Genomic DNA, 21,625 nt, shown 5'->3' with positions numbered 1-21,625 from the left:
TCGCGTTCCCGGCCGTTCGGCCGGAGTTCGCGCGCAGGTCCCCAGCTGCAGTCCGATTCGAGCAGGTCTTTAGAGCCTGCTGTGACGGTTCCGGCTGTTGGTCCGAGCAACTCGTATCGAAGGAGGTCGACGGTGCACCGGACTTTGATCGTGGCGAAGATGCGGCCGGGTAAGGCCGATGACATCGCGAAGATCTTCGCGGAGTCTGACGCGTCGGATCTGCCGCACATGATTGGCGTGTCGCGACGGACCCTCTTCGCCTTCCATGACTTGTACTTCCATCTGGTCGAGGCGGACGAGGACATCACCGACGGCCTCTACCGGGCGCGCAGCCACCCGCTCTACGACGACATCAACCGCAAGCTCGCGGAGTGCGTGTCGCCGTTCGACCCGAACTGGAAAGAGCCCAAGGACGCCATGGCCGTGCCCTTCTACGTGTGGACGCCCGAGCAGGGGAGGATCCAATGACCGCGCAGCCTGTGCGGATCTCGGCGGACGAGGTGTCGCCCAACCGCAAGCGCGGTGGCGACATCCGGGTCACGCTCAGCCCCGTGACGGCCGGCTCGACCTCGGGCTTCGGCGGAGTGATGTACCTGGACCCCGCCGAGTTCGTGACCGAGCACTACCACCCGTACTCCGAGGAGTTCATCCACGTCATCGACGGGGAACTCGAGATGACGCTGGACGGCGAGCCGCTCAAGCTGGGCCCGGGGGACTCCCTGCTGGTGCCCATCGGCGTCCGCCACCGGCTGGTCAACATCGGCGAGGTCAAGGCGCACTGCGCCTTCCACCTCTCCCCGCTGGCCCCCCGCCCGGATCTCGGGCACGTGGACACCGAGCTGCCGACGAACCCGCAGGCGCCCAACCCGAACGTGGGTGGCGCCCCGTGAGCCGTCGTGCGGTGGTCACCGGGATCGGCGTCCTGGCACCGGGAAGCGTGGGCCGGGAGGGATTCTGGGACCAGCTCTCCGCCGGACGCACCGCGACCCGGCGGATCACGCTCTTCGATCCCGCGCCGTTCCGTTCCCAGGTGGCCGCGGAAGTGGACTTCGACCCGGTCGCATCGGGTCTGACACCCCAGCAGATCCGCCGGATGGACCGGGCCGCGCAGTTCGCGGTGGTCTGCGCGCGGGAGGCACTGGAGGACAGCGGCGCCGAGCTGTCCGCGCTCCCGCCGGAGCGGATCGCGGTCTCCATCGGCAGCGCGGTCGGCTGCACGATGGGCCTGGAGGAGGAGTACGTCACCCTCAGCGACGGCGGCAAGCACTGGCTCGTCGACAGCACCTACGGAGTTCCGCACCTGTACGGCTACATGGTGCCCAGCACCCTGGCCGTGGAGGTCGCCCACGCGGTGGGCGCCGAGGGCCCGGTGGCGCTGGTCTCCACCGGCTGCACCTCGGGGCTGGACTCGATCGGGCACGGTGTGCAGCTGATCGAGGAGGGCTCGGCCGACGTCGTACTGGCCGGGGCCACCGACGCACCGCTCTCACCGATCACCGCCGCCTGCTTCGACGCGATCCGGGCGACCACATCGAACAACGCCGACCCGGAGCACGCCTCCCGGCCGTTCGACCGGGACCGGGACGGCTTCGTGCTGGCGGAGGGCTCCGCGGTCCTCGTCCTGGAGGAGAAGTCGGCCGCGGAGGCGCGCGGCGCCAAGATCTACGGCGAGTTCGTCGGCTTCGCCGGCCGCAGCAACGCCTTCCACATGACCGGACTCAAGGCCGAGGGCCGTGAGATGGCCGAGGCCATCCGGGTCGCCCTGGACCAGGCGAAGCTCGACCCGACCGCCGTCGGCTACATCAACGCCCACGGCTCCGGCACCAAGCAGAACGACCGTCATGAGACCGCCGCGTTCAAGCGGAGCCTCGGCGATCACGCCTACCACGTGCCCGTCAGCTCCATCAAGTCCATGGTCGGACACTCGCTGGGAGCCATCGGCTCCATCGAGGTCGCGGCCTGCGCGCTGGCTCTCGACCGGCAGGTCGTCCCGCCCACCGCCAACCTGAAGAACCCCGACGCCGAGTGCGACCTGGACTACGTGCCGGTCACCGCCCGGGACCACGCCATGGACGTGGTGCTCAGCGTGGGCAGCGGATTCGGCGGCTTCCAGAGCGCGATGGTGCTGGCCAGGCCCGGCGCCGTCCCGTACGAGAGGAGCTGACGGTGAGCAGCGCGACGCAAGCCGCCCCGGTGATCACCGGGCTGGGGGTCACCGCGCCGACCGGACTGACGGTGGACGAGCACTGGGCCGCGGTCCTGGCCGGAAAACCGGCGATCGGGCGGATCACCCGCTTCGACCCCAGCAGCTACCCCGTCCAACTGGCCGGTGAGGTGGCGGACTTCGACACCAAGGCACAGGTCCCCAGCCGGCTGGTCACCCAGACCGACCGCTGGACCCACCTGGGCCTGGCCGCCGCCGCCGAGGCACTGGCCGACGCGAAGGTCGTGCCGGCCGAACTGCCGGAGTTCGAGATGGCCGTGGTCACCGCGGCCTCCTCGGGGGGCACCGAGTTCGGCCAGCACGAGATGGAGAACCTGTACAAGAACGACCCGACATGGGTCGGCGCCTACCAGTCGATCGCCTGGTTCTACGCGGCGACCACCGGCCAGGTCTCCATCCGGCACGGCATGCGCGGACCCTGCGGTGTGCTCTGCTGCGAACAGGCCGGCGGCCTGGACGCGATCGGGCAGAGCCGGCGGCTGCTGCGCGGCACCTCCCGGCTGGTCGTGACCGGCGGTACGGACGCCTCACTGTGCCCGTACGGCCTGACCGCCCAGCTGAGCACCGGAAACCTGTCGACCGTCAGCGACCCGGGCCGGGCCTATCTGCCGTTCGACGCCGCGGCCAGCGGTTACGTGCCCGGTGAGGGCGGCGCGATGCTGATCCTCGAACGCGCCGCCGACGCGGAGGCGCGCGGCGCGGGCGGCGGCTACGCCCAGGTGCTCGGCTACGCGGCGGGCTTCGACCCGGCGCCCGGCTCCGAGCGGCCGCCGGCGCTGCGCCGCACCCTGGAGGCGGCCCTCGCGGACGCCGGAGTGACACCGGCCGGCGTGGACGTGGTCTTCGCGGACGCGTCCGGCGTGCCGGCGCAGGACGCGGCCGAGGCCGCCGCGATCCGGGCCGTGTTCGGGCCCGGCGGGGTGCCGGTCACGGCTCCCAAGACGCTGACCGGACGCCTGTACGGCGGCGGCGCGGCGCTGGACGTGGCGACCGCCGCACTGGCCCTGCGCGACCAGGTCATCCCGCACACCGTCGGACCGGACGCACCGGTCCCCGGGTACGGCCTGGACCTGGTCCTCGGCGAACCCCGGGCCGCCGCACTGCGCACCGTACTGGTCCTCGCCCGGGGACACGGCGGCTTCAACGCGGCCCTGGTACTGGGACGTTCCGCCTCCTGACGGCGGAATCGGGACGAAGGCGAGAGACAAGGGAGAGTGGCGATGGCCGGGCACACGGACAACGAGATAGTGATCAACGCGCCGATCGACGAGGTCTGGGACACCACCAACGACGTCGTCAACTGGCCGGACCTGTTCAGCGAGTACGCCAAGGCCGAGATCCTGGAGCAGTCCGGGGAGACCGTGACGTTCCGGCTGACGATGCACCCGGACGACGACGGCCAGGTGTGGAGCTGGGTCTCGGAGCGCACCCCCGACCGGGCCACCCGCACGGTGCGGGCGCACCGGGTGGAGACCGGCCCGTTCGAGTTCATGAACATCTTCTGGGAGTACACCGAGACGCCCGACGGCGTGCGGATGCGCTGGGTCCAGGACTTCCACATGAAGCCGCAGGCCCCCGTGGACGATGCCGGCATGACCGCGCACCTGAACCGGAACACAGCCATCCAGATGTCCCTGATCAAGGACAAGGTCGAGGCCGCCTCCACCCGGAAGTAGCCGCGGACGCACCCCCGGAGGTCACCGGTGCCCGCTCTCCTCATCCCACTCGTGCTGCTGATGAACGGGCTCGCGGCCGGATGCATGCTCGGCACGCTGCTCGGCGGCTGGCCGCTGCTCGCGGGGCTGCCCGACGAGGGCTACGTCCGGACGCACGCGTTCTTCTCCGGCCGCTACGACCCGTACATGCCCATCTGCACCCTGGGCACCCTGCTGGGCGACACCGTGCTCGCCGCCACCGTCGGTGACGGCTGGGCACGGTCCTGCTTCACCGCCGCGGCACTGCTCGCGCTGTGCACCGTGGTCATCTCGTTCGCCAAGAACGTCCCCGTCAACCGGTGGATCCGCACCGTCGACCCGGACAACCTGCCCGCCGGCTTCGACGCGACACAGCGCCGCGGCCAGTGGGGCCTGTGGAACAAGCGGCGCAGCGTGATCACCATGCTCGCCCTGCTGTCCAACTGCGCGGCGCTGGCCACGCTTCTTTGAGGAGGATTTATATGGATCTCGGTCTGAGAGGGAAGAAGGCGCTGGTCACCGGTGGTACCCGCGGTGTCGGGCGCGGCATCGTGCTGGCGCTGGCGCGGGCCGGCGTCGATGTCATCACCTGCTATCTGCAGGAGGGCGAGCGGGTCTCCACCCTGGAGCGCGAGCTCAAGGAGATCGGCGGCGACCACCATGTGCTGCGCGCCGACGTCGGCGACCCGGCCCAGGTCGCGGACCTGCTGGAGCAGGCCGGCACCCTGTACGGCCACCTCGACCTGGTGGTCAACAACGCCGGCACCATCAGCCACATCCCGTACGCGAAGCTGCCCTTCGAGGAGTGGCAGCGGATCGTCACCACCAACCTCACCTCCACCCACCTGGTGACGCAGGGCGCGCTGCCGCTGCTGGGCGAGGGCTCCTCCATCGTGAGCATCGGCTCCAAGGGCGCCGAGGCGGGCATACCGCTGCGGGCGCACTACACGGCGACGAAGTCGGCCCTGATCGGGCTCACCCGGTCGCTCGCCAAGGAACTCGGCTCCCAGGGCATCCGGATCAACGTGGTCTCCCTCGGCGTCATCGAGACCGAGGCGCTGTACGCCCTGCCGCAGGAACAGCAGGACCTGATGGTCGAGCGGTACAGCAACAAGACCGCGCTGGGCCGGCTCGGACTGCCCGACGAGGTCGCCGGCGCCATCCTCTGGCTCGCCAGCGATCTGTCGCGCTATGTCACCGGCGCCACGATCTCGGTCGACGGGGGGATCTCCTGATGGCCGGCGGAGCGTTCCGGGTGATGCTGGAAATGACCATCAAGCCGGGCCTGGCGGCCGAGTTCGAGCAGGAGTGGCGCAGCGGCACCGACGCGGTGACCGGCCACCCCGCCAACATCGGCCAGTGGCTGGCCCGCAGCACCGCCGACGAGGACACGTACTACATCGTCAGCGACTGGACCGACGAGACCGGCTTCCGCGCCTTCGAGGACGGCAAGGCCCACGTCGCCCACCGCGAGCGGCTGCACGCCTACCGGGCGTCCGCCACGTTCGACACGATGCGGGTGGTGGAGCACATCGAGGGTGCCGCCCATGCCCGGTGAAGTGCTGGTGATGATCCATCACCAGGTGCGCGACGAGGCCGAACAGGCCGCGCTGCGGGAGGCGTACCACCTGGTCAGCAAGCGGCTGGCGGAGGTGCCGGGCATGCTCGGCAACGAACTGCTGCAGTCCGCCGTCGATCCCACCGCCGTGGTCGTGATGAGCCGCTGGGCGGACCTGGCCGCCTTCCGCGTCTGGGAGGAGGGGGCCGGGCACCGCGGCGACACCGCACCGCTGCGGCCGTACCGCGACACCCGGCTCGCCATGCCCTTCGGCATCTACGAGGTCGACGCCGCGTACTGAGGACTCACAGAAGGAGCAGGAGATGGAGCAGGGACTGGCCGGCAAGCGCGTACTGATCACCGGTGGAACCCGGGGGATCGGCCGCGCCTCGGCGCTGGCCTTCGCACGTGCCGGAGCGAGCGTCGTGGTGGTCTCACGGGGCGCGGGGGAGGACAGCGCATCGCTCACCCGGGAGCTGAAGGAGCTCGGCGACGGCCATCTGCTGCTCCAGGCGGACGTCACCGACGCGGCCGACGTCCGGCAGCTCGCCGAACGGGTCCGGGAGACGTTCGGCACGCTGGACGTCCTGGTGAACAACGTGGGCGTGGACGGCCAGGTCTGGTTCGGCGAGCTGCCGGAGACCGAGTGGCACCGCGTCTTCGACCACAACGTCACCTCGGCGTACCTGGTGACGCAGGCCGTGCTCGACCTGCTGGCGGACGGCGCCTCGGTGATCAACATCGGTTCGTCCGTCGCCCTGCGCGGCCGGGTGCGCGGGGTGCACTACACCGCGTCCAAGGCGGCGCTGATCGGACTGACCCGTGCGCTGTGCAAGGAGCTCGGGCCGCGTTCCATCCGCGTCAACACCATCGCCCCCGGCCTCACCGAGACCGAACCGGGCGCCGGGCTGCCGCCGGAGGCGGTGGAGCGCATCGTCGGGATGACGGCGCTGGGCCGGATCTGCCGGCCGGACGACGTCGCCGGCGCGGTGCTCTTCCTGGCCGGTGACACCTCCCGCTACATCTCCGGCGCCACGCTCAACGTCGACGGCGGTGTCTGACGTGGACATCGGACTGGGCCTGCCCACCACCGTCCCCGACAAGTCAGGGACGGAACTGCCCTCCTGGGCGCGCGAGGCCGAGCAGGCCGGCTTCGCCAGCCTCGGCGTGCTGGACCGGCTGGTGTACGACAACTTCGAGTCGCTCGTCTCGCTGGCCGCCGCCGCGGCGGTGACCGAACGGATCCGGCTCGCCAGCACCATCCTCATCGCGGGCTACCGCGGCGGGGCGGCGCTGCTCGCCAAACAGGCGGCGACCGTCGACGCGATCTCCGGCGGCCGGCTGACCCTCGGGGTCGCGGCCGGCGGCCGGGAGGACGACTACAACGCCACCGGCGCGGACTACCCCGGCCGGGGGCCGCGGCTCGACACCCTGCTGGACGAGCTGCGCGCCACCTGGGACGGCGCGGGACCGGTGCCCGGCATCGGCCCCCGGCCGGACCGCCCGGGCGGGATCCCGCTGCTCGTCGGCGGCCACTCGCGGACCGCGATGCGCCGCTCGGCGAAGTACGGCACCGGCTGGATCGCCGGCGGCAGTTCGGCCACGGACTACGGCGAGCTGGTGCGCCGCGCGAAGGAGGAGTGGACCGCGGCGGGCCGTACCGACCGGCCGCGCATGTTCTCGCTCGTGTACGCCTGCCTCGGCCCGGACGCCGGACCGACGGCGGGCCGCTATCTGCGCGACTACTACTCCTTCGTGAACGTGAAGGCCGAGCGGGCCGCCACCGGGGTGCTCGTGGACCCGGAGCAGATCCGGGAGGCCGTCGGCGCCTATGAGCAGGCCGGCTGCGACGAGCTGATCCTGCTGCCGTGCACCGCGGACCTCAAGCAGGTCGGCCTGCTGGCCGAAGCCGCGCTCTGACGTTCCGCTCTGCCGAACAGCCACGGCCCGGACTCGACTTCGAGTCCGGGCCGTGGCGTTTTCTGTGCCCGCTGCCGGGGGCCGTACGAGTGCCGGGGGCGGTCCGTCGTGTCAGGTACGACGGACCGCCCCCGGCGGTTTCAGTGCGCTGCCGGTGCGGCGACCGGGTCCAGGCCCGCCGCGCGGGCGAGGACCTCGCCGAGCACGGTGTCGGGGTCCTGGGCCGAGCCGTCCGACCGCCAGGTGACGAACGCGTCCGGCCGGACCAGTACGGCGCCGCCGGGGGAGATCCCGTAGACGCTGTGGAAGTCGCGGTCGGTGGTCCGCAACTCGCTGTCCGGACCCACCACATGAGCCTTCAGCGGCACTCCCAGCGCCGCCGCCGCGTTCTCCGCGGCCTTGGCCCAGGCGGCCCCTGCGGGGTCGGTGAGCAGGACGTAGGAGTCCCAGAAGAGGTCGATGGTGGAGAGGGTGACGCCGTCCCGCTCCAGCCACAGGTGCGGCGCCCGGGTGCCGGGCTCACCGGTGAGTTCCAGGTGCGGGGTGAGGACCGGTCCCGGCTTCTCACTGCTGATCGCCGTGGACACGTACCGGTAGCCGAGGGTGATGATGATGTCGTCCACCATCGTCGCCCGGTCCTCGTCGGAGGCGTAGCCGTGCCGGATGCGGTTGCGGACCATCGCCTGCTCGGCCATGGCCGAGCCGACGGCGTGCCGCTCGTCGTGGTAGGTGTCGAGCAGGGTGTCGCCGGCCCAGCCCTTGATGACCGCGGCCAGTTTCCACGAAAGGTTGTGGGCGTCGTGGATACCGGTGTTGGCCCCGAAACCGCCGGCCGGCGGGTGCAGGTGCGCGGCGTCGCCGGCGAGGAAGACCCGGCCGGTGCGGAAGCGCTCGGCGACCAGCTGAGCGCCCTGCCACGGCACCTTGGCGACGATCTCCACGTCCATCTCCGGCCGCCCGGAGGCCGCCCGGACGATCTCGACGCAGCGTTCGTCGGTGAAGTCCTCGGGCTTCTCGCCCTTGTCGGGGTGGTAGATCGGGGCGGCCAGGAACGGGTTGCAGCCGTGCAGCCTGGACAGGCCCATCAGCGTCCCGTTGACGTTGGCGTAGCACAGGATGAACGGGCGGTCCTTGAGCATGACCTCCAGTTCCGGCGCGGTGAAGTAGATGCTCAGGGCGTCGAACACGGTGCCCCGGCCGGTGCGTTCCACTCCGAGCTGCTGCCGGACCGCGCTGTTGGCGCCGTCCCCGCCGACCAGGTAGCCGGCCCGGATGGTGAAGCGCTTGCCGGTGGCCAGCTCCTCGGCGACGGCGGTGACGCCCTCGTCGTCCTGGGTGAACTCCACCAGCCGGGTACCGAAGCGGATGTCGGAGCCGAACTCCCGGGCCTTGTCGACCAGGACCTTCTCGTAACGGTCCTGGCCACAGCCCATCACCCGCTCGGGGCTGACGGTGGGGCCGTCCAGTGAGGGCGACTCCAGGACGACGGCCTTGTCGATCTCGGCGAAGGTGTCGACCTGGATGATCCCGCCCTCGAAGAACGGATGTGAGTCACCCATCTCCAGGGCCCGGATCTCCTCGCGGATCCCGGCGGCCCGGAACAGCTCCAGGGTCCTGGCCTGCAGGCCAGGCGCGCGGGGCAGGGTCGAGGTGGCTGAGCGCTTCTCCAGCAGCATCGTGCTGATCCCGTGGCGGCCGCTGAAAAGGGCGGTGGACAGGCCGACCGGCCCGGCTCCCACGATGAGAACAGGGATGTTCACGTCATACATGTGTATCCCCTCAGGAACACTGCCATGCGGACTGTCCGCGGCACAGGGTCAGGGGTACTGACCTGGGCTCAAGGATCCCTGGCATCCCGGTCGGGCCCGTGCTCCCGCCTGCGGTTCGAGGCCCCTTCGAGGACAGCTCCACGCGGGACTGCGAAGTTCACGCGATGGCACCGGCGCCTGGTGGCCAGGCGTCCAGGAAGGAGTCCGCCCGATGACGACCAATCCCCCGGACGTCAGCACGGCCGCCGGGATCCTCCGGCTCGGCAACGCGTTCTGCGATGCCAAGGCCCTGCTCACCGCCGTGGAACTCGATCTGTTCACGCAGCTGGCGCAGGCGCCGGGCGGCAAGGCGACCGCCGACGAGGTCAAGGAGCTGCTGTCCCTGCACGGCCGGGGACTGAGTGACTTCCTCGACCTGCTGGTGGCCCTGGAGGTCCTGGAACGCGCCGACGGCGCGTACCGCAACTCCTCCGGCACCGCCCGGCACCTGGTCCGCGGAGGGGACGCCTACATCGGCGGCTTCCTGCTGCGGTCCAGCCGCAATCTGTACCCGGCCTGGGGCCGGCTCGAGGAAGCCCTGCGGACCGGCAAGCAGCAGTCCGGCAGCGACTTCGAGGAGGTCACCAAGAACCAGGCGATCCTCCGTCAGTTCGTCGGCAGCATGGATGCCTTCACCAACGTCCTGGGCGCCGAACTGGTCAAAGCCTTCGACTGGTCCGGCTTCTCCTCGGTCCTGGACGTCGGTGGCGCGCGCGGCAACCTCTGCTCGCAGATCGTCCGGGCCCAGCCACACCTGGCCGGGCACGTCTTCGACCTGCCGGCCATGGCACCGCTCGCCGCGGAGCTCGCCACCGAACTGGGACTCACCGGCAAGGTCGAGTTCCACGGCGGCAGCTTCTTCGACGACCCGCTGCCGCAGGCCGAAGTGGTGGTCCTGGGCCATGTGCTGCACGACTGGGACCCCAGCCAGCGCAGCTACCTGGTCCACAAGGCCTTCGACGCGGTACTGCCCGGCGGTGCGCTGCTGGTCTACGACCGGATGCTCGACGACGAGCCGGAGCACGCCGAGAACCTGGTCATCAGCCTCGACATGCTGCTGGTGACCGACGGGGGATCGGAGTACCCCGCGGCCGAGATCACCGGCTACGCGGAGCACGCCGGCTTCACCGGCATCGAGGTCACCCCGCTGAGCGACTACGACACCCTGATAGTCGCCCGCAAGGCCGGCTGACACCGCGGCCGCCCGGTACGACGGAGAGCCCCCGGTCCTGGATCCAGGACCGGGGGCTCTCCGCTGTACGATCGGGCCGCGCGGGCCGGTCAGCCCGTGGGCTGCGGCTCCCGCTCGGTCTCCGCCTGCCCGGCGCGGGACGCCGGGACCGGAGCGCCGAAGACGGCCTTCGACGGCCACCACGCACGGTCGCCGAGTTCCAGCGTCAGAGCCGGCACCAGCAGCGACCGGACGACGATGGTGTCCAGCAGCACACCGAACGCGACGATGAACGCCTGCTCGGCCATGGCCACCATCGGCACGACCGCCAGCGCCGCGAACGTCGCCGCCAGCACCACACCGGCCGAGGTGATGACCCCGCCGGTACGCCGGAGCGCGAAGAGCGTTCCGTTGCGCGTGCCGTGCAGCAGCGCTTCCTCCCTGACCCGGTGCATCAGGAAGATGTTGTAGTCCACGCCGAACGCCACCAGGAAGACGAAGCCCATCAGCGGCACCGAGGGATCCGCGTTGGCGAAGTGGAAGACGTGGTTGAACATCAGTGCCGCCACACCCATGCTGGCCGCGTACGACAGCACGACGGTGGCGATCAGCAGCAGCGGCGCGACCAGCGACCGCAGCAGCAGGGCGAGGACGATCAGGATCGCGATCAGCACCAGCGGGACGACGACCTTGAAGTCGCGGACCCCGCCCACCCGGGTGTCGATCGAGGTGGCGGTGAAGCCGCCGACCTTGGAGTCGGAGCCCGGCACCGCGTGGACGACGTCACGCAGCCGCTTGACCGCGTCGACGGCCGCCGGCGCGTCGGGTGTGGTGGCCAGCACAGCGTCGATCTCCGTGTAGCCGCCGACCTCCTTGGGCAGCCGCGTCACCGAGGTGATGCCGGGGACGCCGCGCGCCGCGGTCGCCACCTGCTCCGCCGCCGCGGCCTTGGTGATGATGGTCACCGGGACGCCCGAGCCGCCCGGGAAGTGGGCGTTGAGCACCTGCTGACCGTGCACCGAGTCGGGCTTCTTGGTGAAGTTGTCCGACACCGAGACCCCGTCGGCCCGGAACTGGGTGGTGAAGGCCGCGGCCAGCACCAGCAGCAGACCCGCGGCGATCCAGATGCCGCGCGGCCGGCGGCCGACCAGCCCGGCGACCTTGCCCCACAGGCCCTCGCCCGTGCGCTCGGCGGTGCCGAAGGCGGGACGGAACGGCCAGAACGCGCCGCGGCCCATCAGGGCGAGCACCGCGGGGACGAAGGTGAGTGCGGCCAGCAGCGAGGCGGCGATGCCGATCGCGGCGACCGGGCCCATGCTCCGGTTGCTGTTGAGATTGCTGAACAGCAGGCACAGGGTGCCCAGGATGACGGTGCCGCCGGAGGCGAGCACCGGCTTGAGCACCGCGCGCCAGGCGGTGGCCAGCGCGTCGTACTTGTTCTGGGTCTTGCGCAGCTCCTCCTGATAGCGGCTGACGAGCAGCAGTGAGTAGTCCGTCGTCGCGCCGACGACGAGCACCGACAGCACACCCTGGCTCTGTCCCGTGAGGGTCAGACCGCTGTGCTTGGCCAGCCCGTAGACCACGGCTGCGGCCACCCCGGACGCGAAGGCGATGCCCAGCAGAACGAGGACGGGCAGCGTGGGACTGCGGTAGACGAGCAGCAGGACCAGGATCACCAGTCCGACGGCCACCACGAGCAGCTGGCCGTCGATGCTGCTGAAGGCCCCGCCGAAGTCGGAGTACATGCCACCGAGGCCGGTGACATGGCCGGTCAGTCCCGGATGGGTGTCGGCCGTGGCGCGCAGTGCCTTCACCGCGTCCGTGACCGGGTCCATCTGGTTGACCAGCGGGACGGTGAACTGCAGCGCCCGTCCGTCCTTGGACAGCGTGACGGGGCTGATCTGCCCGCGCACACCGGCCAGTTCGGCCGCCGCGGCGGCGTCCGACGCGACCGCCTGGCGGTCGGCGGGGGTGATCCCGGACGCGCGTTCGTAGACGACGACCGCGGGATAGGTCTTGTTGTCGGAGAACTGGGCCTGGAGTTTGTCGGCGTGCACCGACTCGGCCTTGGCGGGCAGATAGGCCGCGCCGTCATTGGTGACCACGTCGCCGAGCTTGCCCTCGAACGATCCGGTCGCACCGCTCACCAGAAGCCATCCGAGGACGAGCAGCAGCGGCACCAGCCACCGCAGCCGGCGACCGGACGCCTCTGTGCGTCTACGGGTCATGGTGGGGCACCTCCGTACATCAGCGGCAGTTCGTATCGAACCGGGGCGGCCATGGTCCCGGTAGGGGCTTGAGCGCAGCTCGAGCGACCACCGCAAGGATCCGGCCAGTCAGTGGCTCGAATGGGGGTTGGAAATGACCAGAATCAAGCCGGTGCGGACACTCACCGGCGCCTGTTTTGCCGCAGTCCTGCTCTTCGCGATGGCGGTACCCGCGTCCGCGGGCACCACCGGGACCACGCGATACGTGGACTGCGCGGCCGGCAGCGACAGCGCTGCCGGAACCAGTACCACCACTGCCTGGCGCAGCCTCACCAAGGTCAACGCCACGGTGCTGCACCCCGGGGACACCCTCCGCTTCAAGGCCGGTACCAGCTGCGGGGGCACGCTCACCCCGCGCGGCTCGGGAACGGCACAACATCCCGTCACGGTCAACACCTACGGATCAGGTTCGGCCGCCCGGATCGACGGCCAGGGCGCTACAGCGGCCGTCTTCCTGCACAACGTCGAGGGATATGTCCTGCGGCATCTCGACATCACGAACACCGGTCCCGCGCCCGCGGCGACCCAGCAGCGCGTCGGGGTCTACGTGCTGCTGGAGGACTACGGGACGGGCCGGCACTACACGGTCGACGATCTGACCGTGCACGACGTCAACGGCTGCGACTGCCGTGACAACGACACCAGCGGCGGCATCGTGTTCACCGCGGGCGGCGCGTCGGTCCCCACCGGATTCGACGACATCCGGGTGACCGGCAACCACGTCACCCATGTGGACCGGGCGGGCATCGGCATCGCCTCGTCCTGGCAGCGCCGGGCGTCCAACCCGACGGGACCCGGCACGCAGTTCGTGCCGAACACCCACGTCCTCATCGAGGAGAACCGGGTCGGCGACACCGGGGGCGACGGGATCATGGTCGTCAACGGGGTGGAACCCCTCGTCCAGCGCAACACCGTCGCGGGCTACAACACCCGCTCCACCGACTACAACGTCGGTGCCTACGCGTGGAACTCCGACCGGGCGGTGTTCCAGTACAACGAGGTCTCCGGCGGGGTGGCCCCCGGGATGGCCTTCGACCTGGAAGGCGGCAGCAGCGACACGCTCTACCAGTACAACTTCAGCCACGACAACGGCGCGGGCTTCCTGTTCATCTGCCCGTCCGGCATCACCGCCAGCGGCGGCACCGTCCGCTACAACATCAGCCAGAACGACCGCGGTGACGGCTTCTTCGGCGTCATCACCAGCCCGTGCGGTGATGAACCCGGCACCAGGATCTACAACAACACCGTTTACGCGCCGACCGCCGCGAACCTGATCCAGGTCTACGGGACCTCGACGATGCAGCTGACCGACAACATCTTCGTCGGCAGCCCCGCCGGATCCGTGATCAGCGACGCGACCAGCACCTACAGCCACAACGTGTACCAGAACGTGGCCGCCGGATCGCCGCTCGGCGCCCACCCGTTCACGGGCGATCCGCTGCTGACCGCCCCCGGCACCGCGCACTCGCGCACCGACACCGCCGGCTACCGGCTGCGCTCCGGCTCGCCGGCGCTGCACACCGGAACGCCGGTCGCGGGCAACGGCGGCCGGGACTACTTCGGCAACCCGGTCCCGTCCGCATCCCCGAACATCGGGGCGTACCAGGGCTGCGCCGTCTCCTAGAGCCGGCACGTCAGGTCAGTGGGGCCCGGAGACGGCCGAGGCCAAGTAGGCCGGGAAGTCCGGCCGCTCCGGGACCACCACATGCCGGACCCAGGCGTCCCGCTCGTGCGCCATCGCGGCCATCTCCCAGATGCACGCGGTGGCGTACGCGGGCGCCTCGACGGGCCTGGACAGCGCGTCCCAGTCGGCCAGCCAGGTGCGGGTGTGCAGGATCACGCGGTTGCGGCTCCACCAGCCCACCACCACGTAGCAGGCGTCCTCGTCCTCGTGCACGACGCTGAACGCGTGCGAGGGAAGACCGGGATACGGATCCGGCAGCGACAGCCGCACGCCGCGCCGCGCGAACTCCAGGACGTCCGGCGCCGGTACGTCGCGGAACGACGAGACGGTGTACCGCTTGACGGTCCAGCCGTGCTCCGACTCCGGGGCTAGTGTGCTCAGGGCGCGCGGCCGGTACTCCACCGGGCGCTCGCCGACCTGCGTCTGAGGGGTCGTCATGGCGGTGATGGTGACATGCCGTGCGGCGGCCGCCAACCTCCCCTTGAGGGCCCTTCGAGCCCCGCGCGTGACGATGGCGCCGAGAGATCCACGCCCGCGCGTAGGGAGAACTCCAGTGCAGAAGTTCAGCATCGACGACTCGCCCCTGACGAGCGAGTACGGCATCCACATCGGGCGCTGGGAGCAGTACGCGGCCGCCTCAGGGCTGCCGTTCAGCGCCATGTGGTGCCAGGTCCCGGCCAACTCCCAGAGCGTGCTGGACAATCACCCCGAGGTCGAACTCGCCGTGGTCGTCGGCGGCGACGCCGTCTTCACGGTGAACGGCGAGGACACCGCGGCCCCGGCCGGCAGCGCGATCCTGCTCACCCCGGGCGACCGCCATGTGATCACGGCGGGCGACGAGCCCGTCCGGATCCTCAGCATCTACTGGCTGCCGGGCGACGCCGCACCCGCCGGGGCGGAGCCGGAGGGGGCGGAGCCGGCCGATGCCCACTGACCGCGCGCCCGGCACCACCGTCGTCCTGTCGCCGCCGCCCACCCCGAACGGCCCGCTGCACCTGGGCCATCTCGCCGGCCCGTACCTGGCCGCAGACATCGCGGTGCGCGCCGCCCGCCGCCGCGGTGAGCGGGTGTTCGCGCTGTGCGGACTCGACGACCACCAGAACTACGTCCTGGCCAAGGCCCGCCAGGAAGGCACCGGTGTCCGCGAACTGCGGGACCGCTACGCCGGGCTGATCCGCGGGGTGTTCGACTGCGTCGGCGTCGGCCACGACGGCTTCACCGAACCCCTGGACGACCCCGGCTACCGTTCGGCGGTCGCGGGGTTCCTCGGCGAGCTGGTGGAGGCCGGCACGCTGCCCGTCGAGGAGTGGCGGACCCCGGTCTGCGCGAACTGCCCCGGCATCGCCCACCACGCCTACGTCAGCGGGCGCTGCGCGCACTGCGACGGCCCGTCCGGCGGCGGCACCTGCGAGGGCTGCGGAAGCTACACACCCGCGGCCGCGCTGGTCGACCCGCGATGCACCCGCTGTGGATCACCCGCCACCGGGACGAGGACGGTGACCGGACCCGTCATCCGCCTGGAGGAGTACCGGTCGGTGCTGCAGAACGTCTGGTATCGGGCGGCCCTGCCGCCCCGGGCACGGGAACTGGCCTGGCGGCTGCTGCTCAGTGACGAGCTGCCGACCGTTCCGCTGAGCTACCCCACCGACTGGGGCATCGAGGCGGAAGGCTTCCCCGGCCAGCGCATCGATGTGTGGGCCGAGATGGGCCTCGGCTATCTGCACACCATCGGACGGCGGCTGGAGCCGGGCGCCACCGGACTCGCCGAGCACGTGAAGGCCTGGGACGGCGTCGACTCCGTCTGGACCTTCCTCGGCCTGGACAACGCCTTCTACTACCTGGCCCTGTTCCCGGCGCTGTTCGCCGCCGCCGGGGTACCGCAGAGCGTGCACGGCGGGCTCGTCGTCAACGAGTTCTACCGGCTCGACGGGGCGAAGTTCTCCACCAGCCGCGGCCACGCCGTCTGGGCCCACGAGCTGCTGGAGCAGGAGGACCCGCGCGCGGTGCGCGCCTTCCTCAGCTGGGACCGGCCCGCGCCGCACGCCACGAACTTCACCTGGGAACGGTACCGGGCCGCCACCGCCGGCTGGAACCTCACCGACGGCTCCGGCAGCCCCGACCCCGCGGAACTGGCCCGCGCCGAACAGGCGCTGGCCCTGGCGACCTTCGACAGCGCCCTCGCCGCGCGCTGCCTGCTCGGCGGCACCGGCGGCACCGCGGACGGTCTGCTCGACGTCCTCACCGGCGGCGGAACGGTGGCCGGGCCATGAGGATCTGCGTCGTCGGCGGCGGACTCGCCGGAATGCTGCTCGCCTGGCGCCTGGTGCGCCATCCAGGACTACGGGTCACCCTGGTCACCGGAGCGCCCGGCACCCGGGACTCCACCGGTGTCTCCGGCGGGCTCGTCCGCGGCTTCGAGACCGACCCCCGGGCGGCCGAACTCGCCGCGCGCAGCCTGCAGGAGCTGCGCTCCAGCGCGCTGCTGCGCGAATGGTCGGAGTACCAGGAGGCCGGATCGCTGTACATCCTGCACTCCGCGCCGCCGCTGCGCCGGCTGATCGACGTGGACCGCAGCCTGCCCGGCTCGGTGCTGATCCTCGACCGCCGTGAGCTGGCCGTCCGCTACGGCTTCAGCGGACTGCCCGAGGAGTCGGCCGCGGTACTGGAACGGCACGCCGGACACTTCTCACCCGACGCGCTGCGGCGCGGCGCGCGCGCCGACTTCGCCGCCCGCGGCGGGGTGCTGGACACCACCGACCTGTGCGAGCTCGAGCGGCCGGACGGCGGCGAGGTCAGCTACCGCACCGGCGCCGCCCGCGGCACGGCCGACCTGATGGTGGTCGCCGCCGGCGCCTGGACCCGACGGCTGCTCACCGGCCTCGGGCTGCCCGCCCCCGACCTGCGCACCAAGGTCATCCAGTGCGCCGTGTACGCCACGTCCGGCGACCGCCCGCCGCCCTTCGTCGACGAGACCAGCGGGCTGTACGGGCGCCCGGCCGGACCCGGCCGGATGCTGCTCGGCCTGCCCACCGACCGCTGGGACACCGACCCCGGCCAGCGGGTGTTCCTCGACCGCGAGGAGCGCACCGTCCGGCGGACCGCCGCCCTGCGGCTGCCCGGCCTGACCCTGAACGCGCCGCACCGCTTCATCGCCATGTCCGAGGCCTACGCCCCCGAGGGCCGGCTCGCCCTGCGGGCGGCACTGCCCTACCCGAGCGGCCTGTTCACCTTCACCGGAGGCAGTGGCGGCGCCGCCAAGACCGCGCTCGCCGCCGCGTCCGTGGCGGCGGCCGAACTGCTGGCACCGATCCCGATCACCGAGGGGGAGCGTTCATGACCGACGACGCGCGCAGCGCCCTGGAGGCCGTCTGCCCGGACCGGGTGATCACCCCCGGCCATCCGGCGTACGACCGTGTGCGGCTGCTGTTCAACGGGATGCACGACCACCGCCCGCGGCTGATCTGCCTGCCGGCCGACACCGCCGAGGTCCAGGGTGCGGTCCGGGCCGCTCGCGACGCGGGTCTGCCGACCACCATCCGCGGCGGCGGCCACAACATCGCCGGGTCCGGATCGCTCGACGGCGGCCTCGTCATCGACCTGCGGCTGCTGAACAGGACCGCCGTCGACCCCGTCGAACGCCTCGCCCGCACCGGCGGCGGCTCCACCTGGGCCGACTTCGACCTGGCGACCACCAGCTACGGGCTGGCCAGCACCGGGGGCACCTTCGACGACACCGGCGTCGGCGGCCTCACCCTCGGCGGCGGCATCGGCCACCTCATGGGCCGGCACGGACTGGCCTGCGACAACGTCGAGTCGTACGTCCTGGTCACCGCGGACGGCGAACGGCTGCACGTCAGCCCGCACACCGACCCGGAGCTGGACTGGGCGCTGCGCGGCGCCGGCCACAACTTCGGCGCCGTCACCGAGTTCACCTTCCGGCTGCATCCGGTCGAGCGGGTCTACGGCGGCTACGTCGCCTACCCCGGCGACGATCCGGCGGCGGCCGTCCGGCTCTTCCGCGACCTCATGCTGGAAGCGCCCGACGACCTCACCTGCACGATGCTGCTCGAGCGCTACGGCCCCGGCCAAGGCCCCGCCGCCGTGATGAGCGTCTGCTACGCGGGCGACGACGAGGAGTACCGCGCCACCCTCGACAAGACGCTGCGCCGGATCGACGTCCTGGACTGGCGGATCGAGCACCGCAGCTACGTCTCCATGCAACTGTGCCTGGGACGCCTGCCGTTCGGGCTGCGCCACTACTGGAGCGCCCGGCTGGTGGACGGACTGCCCGACGAACTGGTGGACACCGTCGCCGCGCGCTTCCAGGAGGCCCGGATCACCGACCCGTTCAACGACACGGTGCTGCTGGAACCCATCAACGGCGCGGTCCGCAGGGCCGGTTCCGCCGGGAGCGCGGTGCCCTTCCGCGACGCGGCCTTCAACGTCACCGGCATGGCGATCTGGGACCCCGCCCACCCGGAGGCGGACGAGCAGCAGACCGCGTGGGCCAAGTCCGTCGCGGCCGCCGCGGAACCGCACGGCCGCTGGGGCGACGGCTACATCAACTACGTGGGCGACAGCGGCGCGCCCGGCGCCGACCGGGCGCTGCGCACCTTCGGCCCCGAGGCGTACGGCCGGCTCGCGGCGCTGAAGCGGCGGCTGGACCCGGACAACTTCTTCCGCTCCAACTACAACGTCGCCCCCGGGGCCGGGCGGTGAGCTACGACGGACGGGTCTTCCGCTCGCACGCGGCGGAGACCGCCGCCGGGGACGCCACGCCGACCGGTCACTACCACCAGAGCGGTGACCTGGTGTGGGCGGAGTTCTCCGGCGGCGCCGTACGGCTGGGCCGGCTCGTCGGCACGGCCGGTCCCGACGGCGTCCTCACCGCCGCCTACAGCCAGGTGCTGGCCGACGGCCAGGTGGTGTGCGGGACCTGCCTGAGCACCCCCGAGCCGCTGCCCGACGGGCGCGTGCGGCTGCGGGAGGACTGGGAGCGGACGGACGGATCCCGCGGGACCTCCTGGATCGAGGAGGTCCCGCGGGACTGAGCCGTGCCGTCAGCTCTGCAGGTAGCGGCGCAGCTCCCAGTCCGTGACCTCGCGGTGATAGCGGGCGAACTCGGTCCGCTTCACCTCGGCGTAGTAGTCCGCGTACGAACCGTCCGGCACCTTGCCGAGCCCCTCGCGCAGCACCCCGTCGGCGACCAGTTCGTCCACCGCGTGCAGCAGGGTGGGCGGCAGCGGGCGCAGCCCGGCGGGCACCGCGGCCGCCTCCAGGTCGCGGGCGACCGGGTCGCCCGGGTCGGCGCCGCGCGCGATCCCGTCGGCGCCCGCCGCGGCGATGCCGGCGATGGCGAGGTACGGGTTGGCCGCGCCGTCCACGCAGCGCACCTCGATCCGCCCGGTGTCGGGGATCCGGACCAGGTGGGTGCGGTTGTTGCCGCCGTAGCTGGCGTATCCGGGCGCCCAGCTGGACCGGGACAGCGTGTCGGAGCCGGCGCCGAGCCGCTTGTAGGAGTTGACCGTGGGGCAGGTCAGCGCCATCAGACCGGGCGCGTGGTCCAGCAGCCCGGCGATGAAGCCGTAGCCCAGCGGTGAGGTGTTCAGCCCGCGCGGGTCGTCGGTGTCGTCGAACAGCGACGTTTCGCCCTCCCACAGCGACACGTGCAGATGCAGTCCGCTGCCGGTGAGGTCGGTGAACGGCTTCGGCATGAAGGTGGCGATCAGACCCGACCGGTGCGCCGCCATCTTCGCCAGATGACGGAAGATGATCACGCGGTCGGCGGTGCGCAGCGCGTCCGCGTAGCCGAAGTTGTGCTCGAACTGCCCGTTGGCGTCCTCGTGGTCGTTGGAGTAGTTCTCCCACCCCAGCTCGTCCAGCGACCGGCTGATGGTGGACAGATGGCCGAAGGCGCGGGTGGCGGCGTTGGCGTCGTAGCAGGGCGAGTCGGCGTCATCCAGCTCGTCGGCGACGCTGATCGAACCGTCCTCGGCGCGCCGCACCAGGAAGTACTCGGGCTCCGCGCCGACCTTCAGCTGCCGGCCCTGCTCGGCGAGCAGCCGCAGCTGGTTGCGCAGGATGTGCCGCGGGGCGTACGGCCAGGGCTCGCCCTCGACGTACAGATCGCACTGGATGATGCCCAGGCCGTCCTGCAGCGGCGCCTTGACGTACGAGGTGACGTCGGGGATCGCGACGACGTCGGGGTCGGCCGACGACTGGCCCAGACCGTCCGCGGCATTGCCGGCGAAACCCAGCCCGTCGCTCAGCAGCTGGTCCAGGGTCCGCACCGGGGCCAGCTTGGCGCAGGGCTTTCCGTACAGGTTGACGAACATGACCAGCAGGAACTCAACGCCGTCCCGGGCGACCGCCCGGGCCAGCTCCTCGGCGTCCCTCGGTGGTGCGGGTGACAACGCCGTCATCGCGGCCTCCAGGGTGGGAATTCAAAGGTGACTCGACGGTCCACGGTGTCCGCCACGGCTCGTGCCGGGCTTGAGACGGACCGGTCAGCATCCGCGCCAGGAGAGCCGGCGGACGCGGGCGATGCCAGGAGGACACAGTGACCATTCAGCGGACAGCGTTGATCACCGGAGCCAACCGAGGGCTCGGCCGCGCGGTCGCCGCCGAACTGCTCGGCCGCGGACTGCGGGTGGTGCTCACCGCGCGGGACGGCGACGCGGCGCTCGCGGCGGCCGCCGAACTCGGTCCCGGCGCGAGCGCGCACGCGCTGGACGTGACCGACACCGAGAGCGTCAAGCGGGCGGCCGAAGGCATCGGCCCGGTCGATGTGCTGGTCTCCAACGCCGGGGTGCTGCTGGACGCCGGCAGCGATCCGCTCGGTGTCTCCCTCGACCTGGTGCAGCGGACCTTCGCGGTGAACCTGCTCGGCAGCTGGCGGGTCGCGCAGGCCTTCGTCCCGGACATGGTGCGACGGGGCTGGGGCCGGGTGGTGTTCATCTCCAGCGGCACCGGCTCCTTCAGCCACGGCCTGTTCACCGCCAGCCCCGGCTACTCGGTGTCGAAGACCGCGGTCAACGGGCTGACCCAGATGCTCGCCGCCCAGACCAAGGACTCCGGGGTGCTGGTCAACTCCGTCAACCCCGGCCCGGTCAGGACCCGCATGATGCCGCAGGCGCAGCGCACCGCGGAGGAGGCCGCCGTGGACATCGCGGACGCCGCCACCCTGCCGGACGGCGGCCCCACCGGTACCTTCCGGCGCGGTGAGCAGACCTTCCCCTGGTGACGTCCCACCGCAGCACGAACGGTCCGGGCCGGTGTGAACCGGCCCGGACCGTACGC

Annotated in this window: 23 protein-coding genes; 19 read left to right on the top strand and 4 right to left on the bottom strand. The window is 71.5% G+C overall.

What is annotated here, in order from left to right:
- Positions 1-132 precede the first annotated feature (132 nt).
- From LNW73_RS01010 to LNW73_RS00960, 11 genes are read left to right on the top strand one after another with little or no spacing between them, the layout of a single operon-like run.
- Positions 133-468 (top strand): TcmI family type II polyketide cyclase, encoded by a 336-nt coding sequence (locus LNW73_RS01010; RefSeq protein WP_250979198.1) that lies wholly within the window; start codon positions 133-135, stop codon positions 466-468.
- Complete coding sequence (locus LNW73_RS01005) at positions 465-890, top strand: cupin domain-containing protein (protein WP_250979199.1); 426 nt, start codon at positions 465-467, stop codon at positions 888-890. The genes LNW73_RS01010 and LNW73_RS01005 overlap by 4 nt, the downstream gene beginning before the upstream one ends.
- On the top strand, positions 887-2,164 hold the full coding sequence (locus LNW73_RS01000; protein WP_250979200.1) for a beta-ketoacyl-[acyl-carrier-protein] synthase family protein: 1,278 nt from the start codon (positions 887-889) through the stop codon (positions 2,162-2,164). The genes LNW73_RS01005 and LNW73_RS01000 overlap by 4 nt, the downstream gene beginning before the upstream one ends.
- A gap of 2 nt (positions 2,165-2,166) precedes the next feature.
- Positions 2,167-3,402 carry a ketosynthase chain-length factor gene (locus tag LNW73_RS00995; protein ID WP_250979201.1) on the top strand — a complete coding sequence of 412 codons (1,236 nt, stop codon included), beginning with the start codon at positions 2,167-2,169 and terminating at the stop codon, positions 3,400-3,402.
- Between the two features lie 42 nt (positions 3,403-3,444).
- Positions 3,445-3,900, top strand: coding sequence for an SRPBCC family protein (locus LNW73_RS00990; protein WP_250979202.1), 456 nt, complete (start codon positions 3,445-3,447; stop codon positions 3,898-3,900).
- 27 nt (positions 3,901-3,927) lie between these two features.
- Positions 3,928-4,389: an anthrone oxygenase family protein gene (locus tag LNW73_RS00985; RefSeq protein ID WP_250979203.1), complete on the top strand. Its 462-nt coding sequence runs from the start codon at positions 3,928-3,930 to the stop codon at positions 4,387-4,389.
- 11 nt (positions 4,390-4,400) lie between these two features.
- The gene (locus LNW73_RS00980) at positions 4,401-5,153 is read left to right on the top strand and encodes an SDR family NAD(P)-dependent oxidoreductase (protein WP_250979204.1); all 753 of its coding nucleotides are present in this window, start codon (positions 4,401-4,403) and stop codon (positions 5,151-5,153) included.
- On the top strand, positions 5,153-5,476 hold the full coding sequence (locus tag LNW73_RS00975) for an antibiotic biosynthesis monooxygenase family protein (protein ID WP_250979205.1): 324 nt from the start codon (positions 5,153-5,155) through the stop codon (positions 5,474-5,476). Before LNW73_RS00980 ends, LNW73_RS00975 begins: the two co-directional genes overlap by 1 nt.
- Positions 5,466-5,777, top strand: coding sequence for an antibiotic biosynthesis monooxygenase family protein (locus LNW73_RS00970; RefSeq protein ID WP_250979206.1), 312 nt, complete (start codon positions 5,466-5,468; stop codon positions 5,775-5,777). The genes LNW73_RS00975 and LNW73_RS00970 overlap by 11 nt, the downstream gene beginning before the upstream one ends.
- A gap of 22 nt (positions 5,778-5,799) precedes the next feature.
- Complete coding sequence (locus LNW73_RS00965) at positions 5,800-6,537, top strand: SDR family NAD(P)-dependent oxidoreductase (protein ID WP_250988461.1); 738 nt, start codon at positions 5,800-5,802, stop codon at positions 6,535-6,537.
- The gene (locus LNW73_RS00960) at positions 6,530-7,396 is read left to right on the top strand and encodes an LLM class flavin-dependent oxidoreductase (protein WP_250988460.1); all 867 of its coding nucleotides are present in this window, start codon (positions 6,530-6,532) and stop codon (positions 7,394-7,396) included. The genes LNW73_RS00965 and LNW73_RS00960 overlap by 8 nt, the downstream gene beginning before the upstream one ends.
- A gap of 140 nt (positions 7,397-7,536) precedes the next feature.
- Here LNW73_RS00960 and LNW73_RS00955 read toward each other — a convergent pair whose 3' ends face one another.
- Complete coding sequence (locus LNW73_RS00955) at positions 7,537-9,165, bottom strand: FAD-dependent monooxygenase (protein ID WP_250988459.1); 1,629 nt, start codon at positions 9,163-9,165, stop codon at positions 7,537-7,539.
- Between the two features lie 211 nt (positions 9,166-9,376).
- Here LNW73_RS00955 and LNW73_RS00950 point away from each other — a divergent pair, with 211 nt between their 5' ends.
- The gene (locus LNW73_RS00950) at positions 9,377-10,396 is read left to right on the top strand and encodes an acetylserotonin O-methyltransferase (protein WP_250979210.1); all 1,020 of its coding nucleotides are present in this window, start codon (positions 9,377-9,379) and stop codon (positions 10,394-10,396) included.
- A gap of 89 nt (positions 10,397-10,485) precedes the next feature.
- On the opposite strand, the gene LNW73_RS00945 is transcribed toward LNW73_RS00950, so the two are convergent.
- A complete protein-coding gene (locus tag LNW73_RS00945) occupies positions 10,486-12,603 on the bottom strand; it encodes an MMPL family transporter (RefSeq protein ID WP_250988458.1) in 2,118 nt (705 codons plus the stop codon).
- Between the two features lie 133 nt (positions 12,604-12,736).
- Between LNW73_RS00945 and LNW73_RS00940 the strand changes: the two genes are divergently transcribed.
- Positions 12,737-14,266: a right-handed parallel beta-helix repeat-containing protein gene (locus tag LNW73_RS00940; protein ID WP_250988457.1), complete on the top strand. Its 1,530-nt coding sequence runs from the start codon at positions 12,737-12,739 to the stop codon at positions 14,264-14,266.
- A gap of 15 nt (positions 14,267-14,281) precedes the next feature.
- Here LNW73_RS00940 and LNW73_RS00935 read toward each other — a convergent pair whose 3' ends face one another.
- Positions 14,282-14,764, bottom strand: coding sequence for a hypothetical protein (locus LNW73_RS00935; RefSeq protein WP_250988456.1), 483 nt, complete (start codon positions 14,762-14,764; stop codon positions 14,282-14,284).
- A 115-nt stretch (positions 14,765-14,879) separates the two neighbouring features.
- Between LNW73_RS00935 and LNW73_RS00930 the strand changes: the two genes are divergently transcribed.
- The 5 genes from LNW73_RS00930 to LNW73_RS00910 are packed head-to-tail and all read left to right on the top strand — an operon-like array spanning position 14,880 to position 19,377.
- The gene (locus LNW73_RS00930) at positions 14,880-15,260 is read left to right on the top strand and encodes a cupin domain-containing protein (protein ID WP_250988455.1); all 381 of its coding nucleotides are present in this window, start codon (positions 14,880-14,882) and stop codon (positions 15,258-15,260) included.
- Positions 15,250-16,596: a class I tRNA ligase family protein gene (locus LNW73_RS00925; protein WP_250988454.1), complete on the top strand. Its 1,347-nt coding sequence runs from the start codon at positions 15,250-15,252 to the stop codon at positions 16,594-16,596. The genes LNW73_RS00930 and LNW73_RS00925 overlap by 11 nt, the downstream gene beginning before the upstream one ends.
- Positions 16,593-17,663, top strand: coding sequence for an NAD(P)/FAD-dependent oxidoreductase (locus LNW73_RS00920; RefSeq protein ID WP_250988453.1), 1,071 nt, complete (start codon positions 16,593-16,595; stop codon positions 17,661-17,663). The genes LNW73_RS00925 and LNW73_RS00920 overlap by 4 nt, the downstream gene beginning before the upstream one ends.
- Complete coding sequence (locus tag LNW73_RS00915; RefSeq protein WP_250988452.1) at positions 17,660-19,045, top strand: FAD-binding oxidoreductase; 1,386 nt, start codon at positions 17,660-17,662, stop codon at positions 19,043-19,045. The genes LNW73_RS00920 and LNW73_RS00915 overlap by 4 nt, the downstream gene beginning before the upstream one ends.
- Entirely contained in the window at positions 19,042-19,377 is a 336-nt protein-coding gene (locus LNW73_RS00910) for a hypothetical protein (protein WP_250979218.1), read from the top strand. The genes LNW73_RS00915 and LNW73_RS00910 overlap by 4 nt, the downstream gene beginning before the upstream one ends.
- A 9-nt stretch (positions 19,378-19,386) precedes the next feature.
- On the opposite strand, the gene glnT is transcribed toward LNW73_RS00910, so the two are convergent.
- Positions 19,387-20,748 carry a type III glutamate--ammonia ligase gene (gene glnT, locus LNW73_RS00905; protein WP_250988451.1) on the bottom strand — a complete coding sequence of 454 codons (1,362 nt, stop codon included), beginning with the start codon at positions 20,746-20,748 and terminating at the stop codon, positions 19,387-19,389.
- 137 nt (positions 20,749-20,885) lie between these two features.
- Here glnT and LNW73_RS00900 point away from each other — a divergent pair, with 137 nt between their 5' ends.
- A complete protein-coding gene (locus tag LNW73_RS00900; RefSeq protein ID WP_250988450.1) occupies positions 20,886-21,569 on the top strand; it encodes an SDR family NAD(P)-dependent oxidoreductase in 684 nt (227 codons plus the stop codon).
- Positions 21,570-21,625: the final 56 nt, after the last annotated feature.

It is taken from the genome of Streptomyces sp. RKAG337 (assembly GCF_023701715.1).
GTDB lineage: Bacteria > Actinomycetota > Actinomycetes > Streptomycetales > Streptomycetaceae > Actinacidiphila.
Note: the sequence above shows the minus strand (reverse complement) of the source record. Positions and strands in the feature narration are given on the sequence as shown.

Bases quoted from the DNA above. Each gene is read 5' to 3' on its own strand.
- LNW73_RS01005 (WP_250979199.1), top strand. From the start codon at position 465: ATGACCGCGCAGCCTGTGCGGATCTCGGCGGACGAGGTGTCGCCCAAC.
- LNW73_RS00990 (WP_250979202.1), top strand. From the start codon at position 3,445: ATGGCCGGGCACACGGACAACGAGATAGTGATCAACGCGCCGATCGAC.
- LNW73_RS00980 (WP_250979204.1), top strand. From the start codon at position 4,401: ATGGATCTCGGTCTGAGAGGGAAGAAGGCGCTGGTCACCGGTGGTACC.
- LNW73_RS00975 (WP_250979205.1), top strand. From the start codon at position 5,153: ATGGCCGGCGGAGCGTTCCGGGTGATGCTGGAAATGACCATCAAGCCG.
- LNW73_RS00970 (WP_250979206.1), top strand. From the start codon at position 5,466: ATGCCCGGTGAAGTGCTGGTGATGATCCATCACCAGGTGCGCGACGAG.
- LNW73_RS00965 (WP_250988461.1), top strand. From the start codon at position 5,800: ATGGAGCAGGGACTGGCCGGCAAGCGCGTACTGATCACCGGTGGAACC.
- LNW73_RS00955 (WP_250988459.1), bottom strand. From the start codon at position 9,165: ATGTATGACGTGAACATCCCTGTTCTCATCGTGGGAGCCGGGCCGGTC.
- LNW73_RS00950 (WP_250979210.1), top strand. From the start codon at position 9,377: ATGACGACCAATCCCCCGGACGTCAGCACGGCCGCCGGGATCCTCCGG.
- LNW73_RS00945 (WP_250988458.1), bottom strand. From the start codon at position 12,603: ATGACCCGTAGACGCACAGAGGCGTCCGGTCGCCGGCTGCGGTGGCTG.
- LNW73_RS00940 (WP_250988457.1), top strand. From the start codon at position 12,737: ATGACCAGAATCAAGCCGGTGCGGACACTCACCGGCGCCTGTTTTGCC.
- LNW73_RS00935 (WP_250988456.1), bottom strand. From the start codon at position 14,764: ATGACGACCCCTCAGACGCAGGTCGGCGAGCGCCCGGTGGAGTACCGG.
- LNW73_RS00925 (WP_250988454.1), top strand. From the start codon at position 15,250: ATGCCCACTGACCGCGCGCCCGGCACCACCGTCGTCCTGTCGCCGCCG.
- LNW73_RS00920 (WP_250988453.1), top strand. From the start codon at position 16,593: ATGAGGATCTGCGTCGTCGGCGGCGGACTCGCCGGAATGCTGCTCGCC.
- LNW73_RS00915 (WP_250988452.1), top strand. From the start codon at position 17,660: ATGACCGACGACGCGCGCAGCGCCCTGGAGGCCGTCTGCCCGGACCGG.
- glnT (WP_250988451.1), bottom strand. From the start codon at position 20,748: ATGACGGCGTTGTCACCCGCACCACCGAGGGACGCCGAGGAGCTGGCC.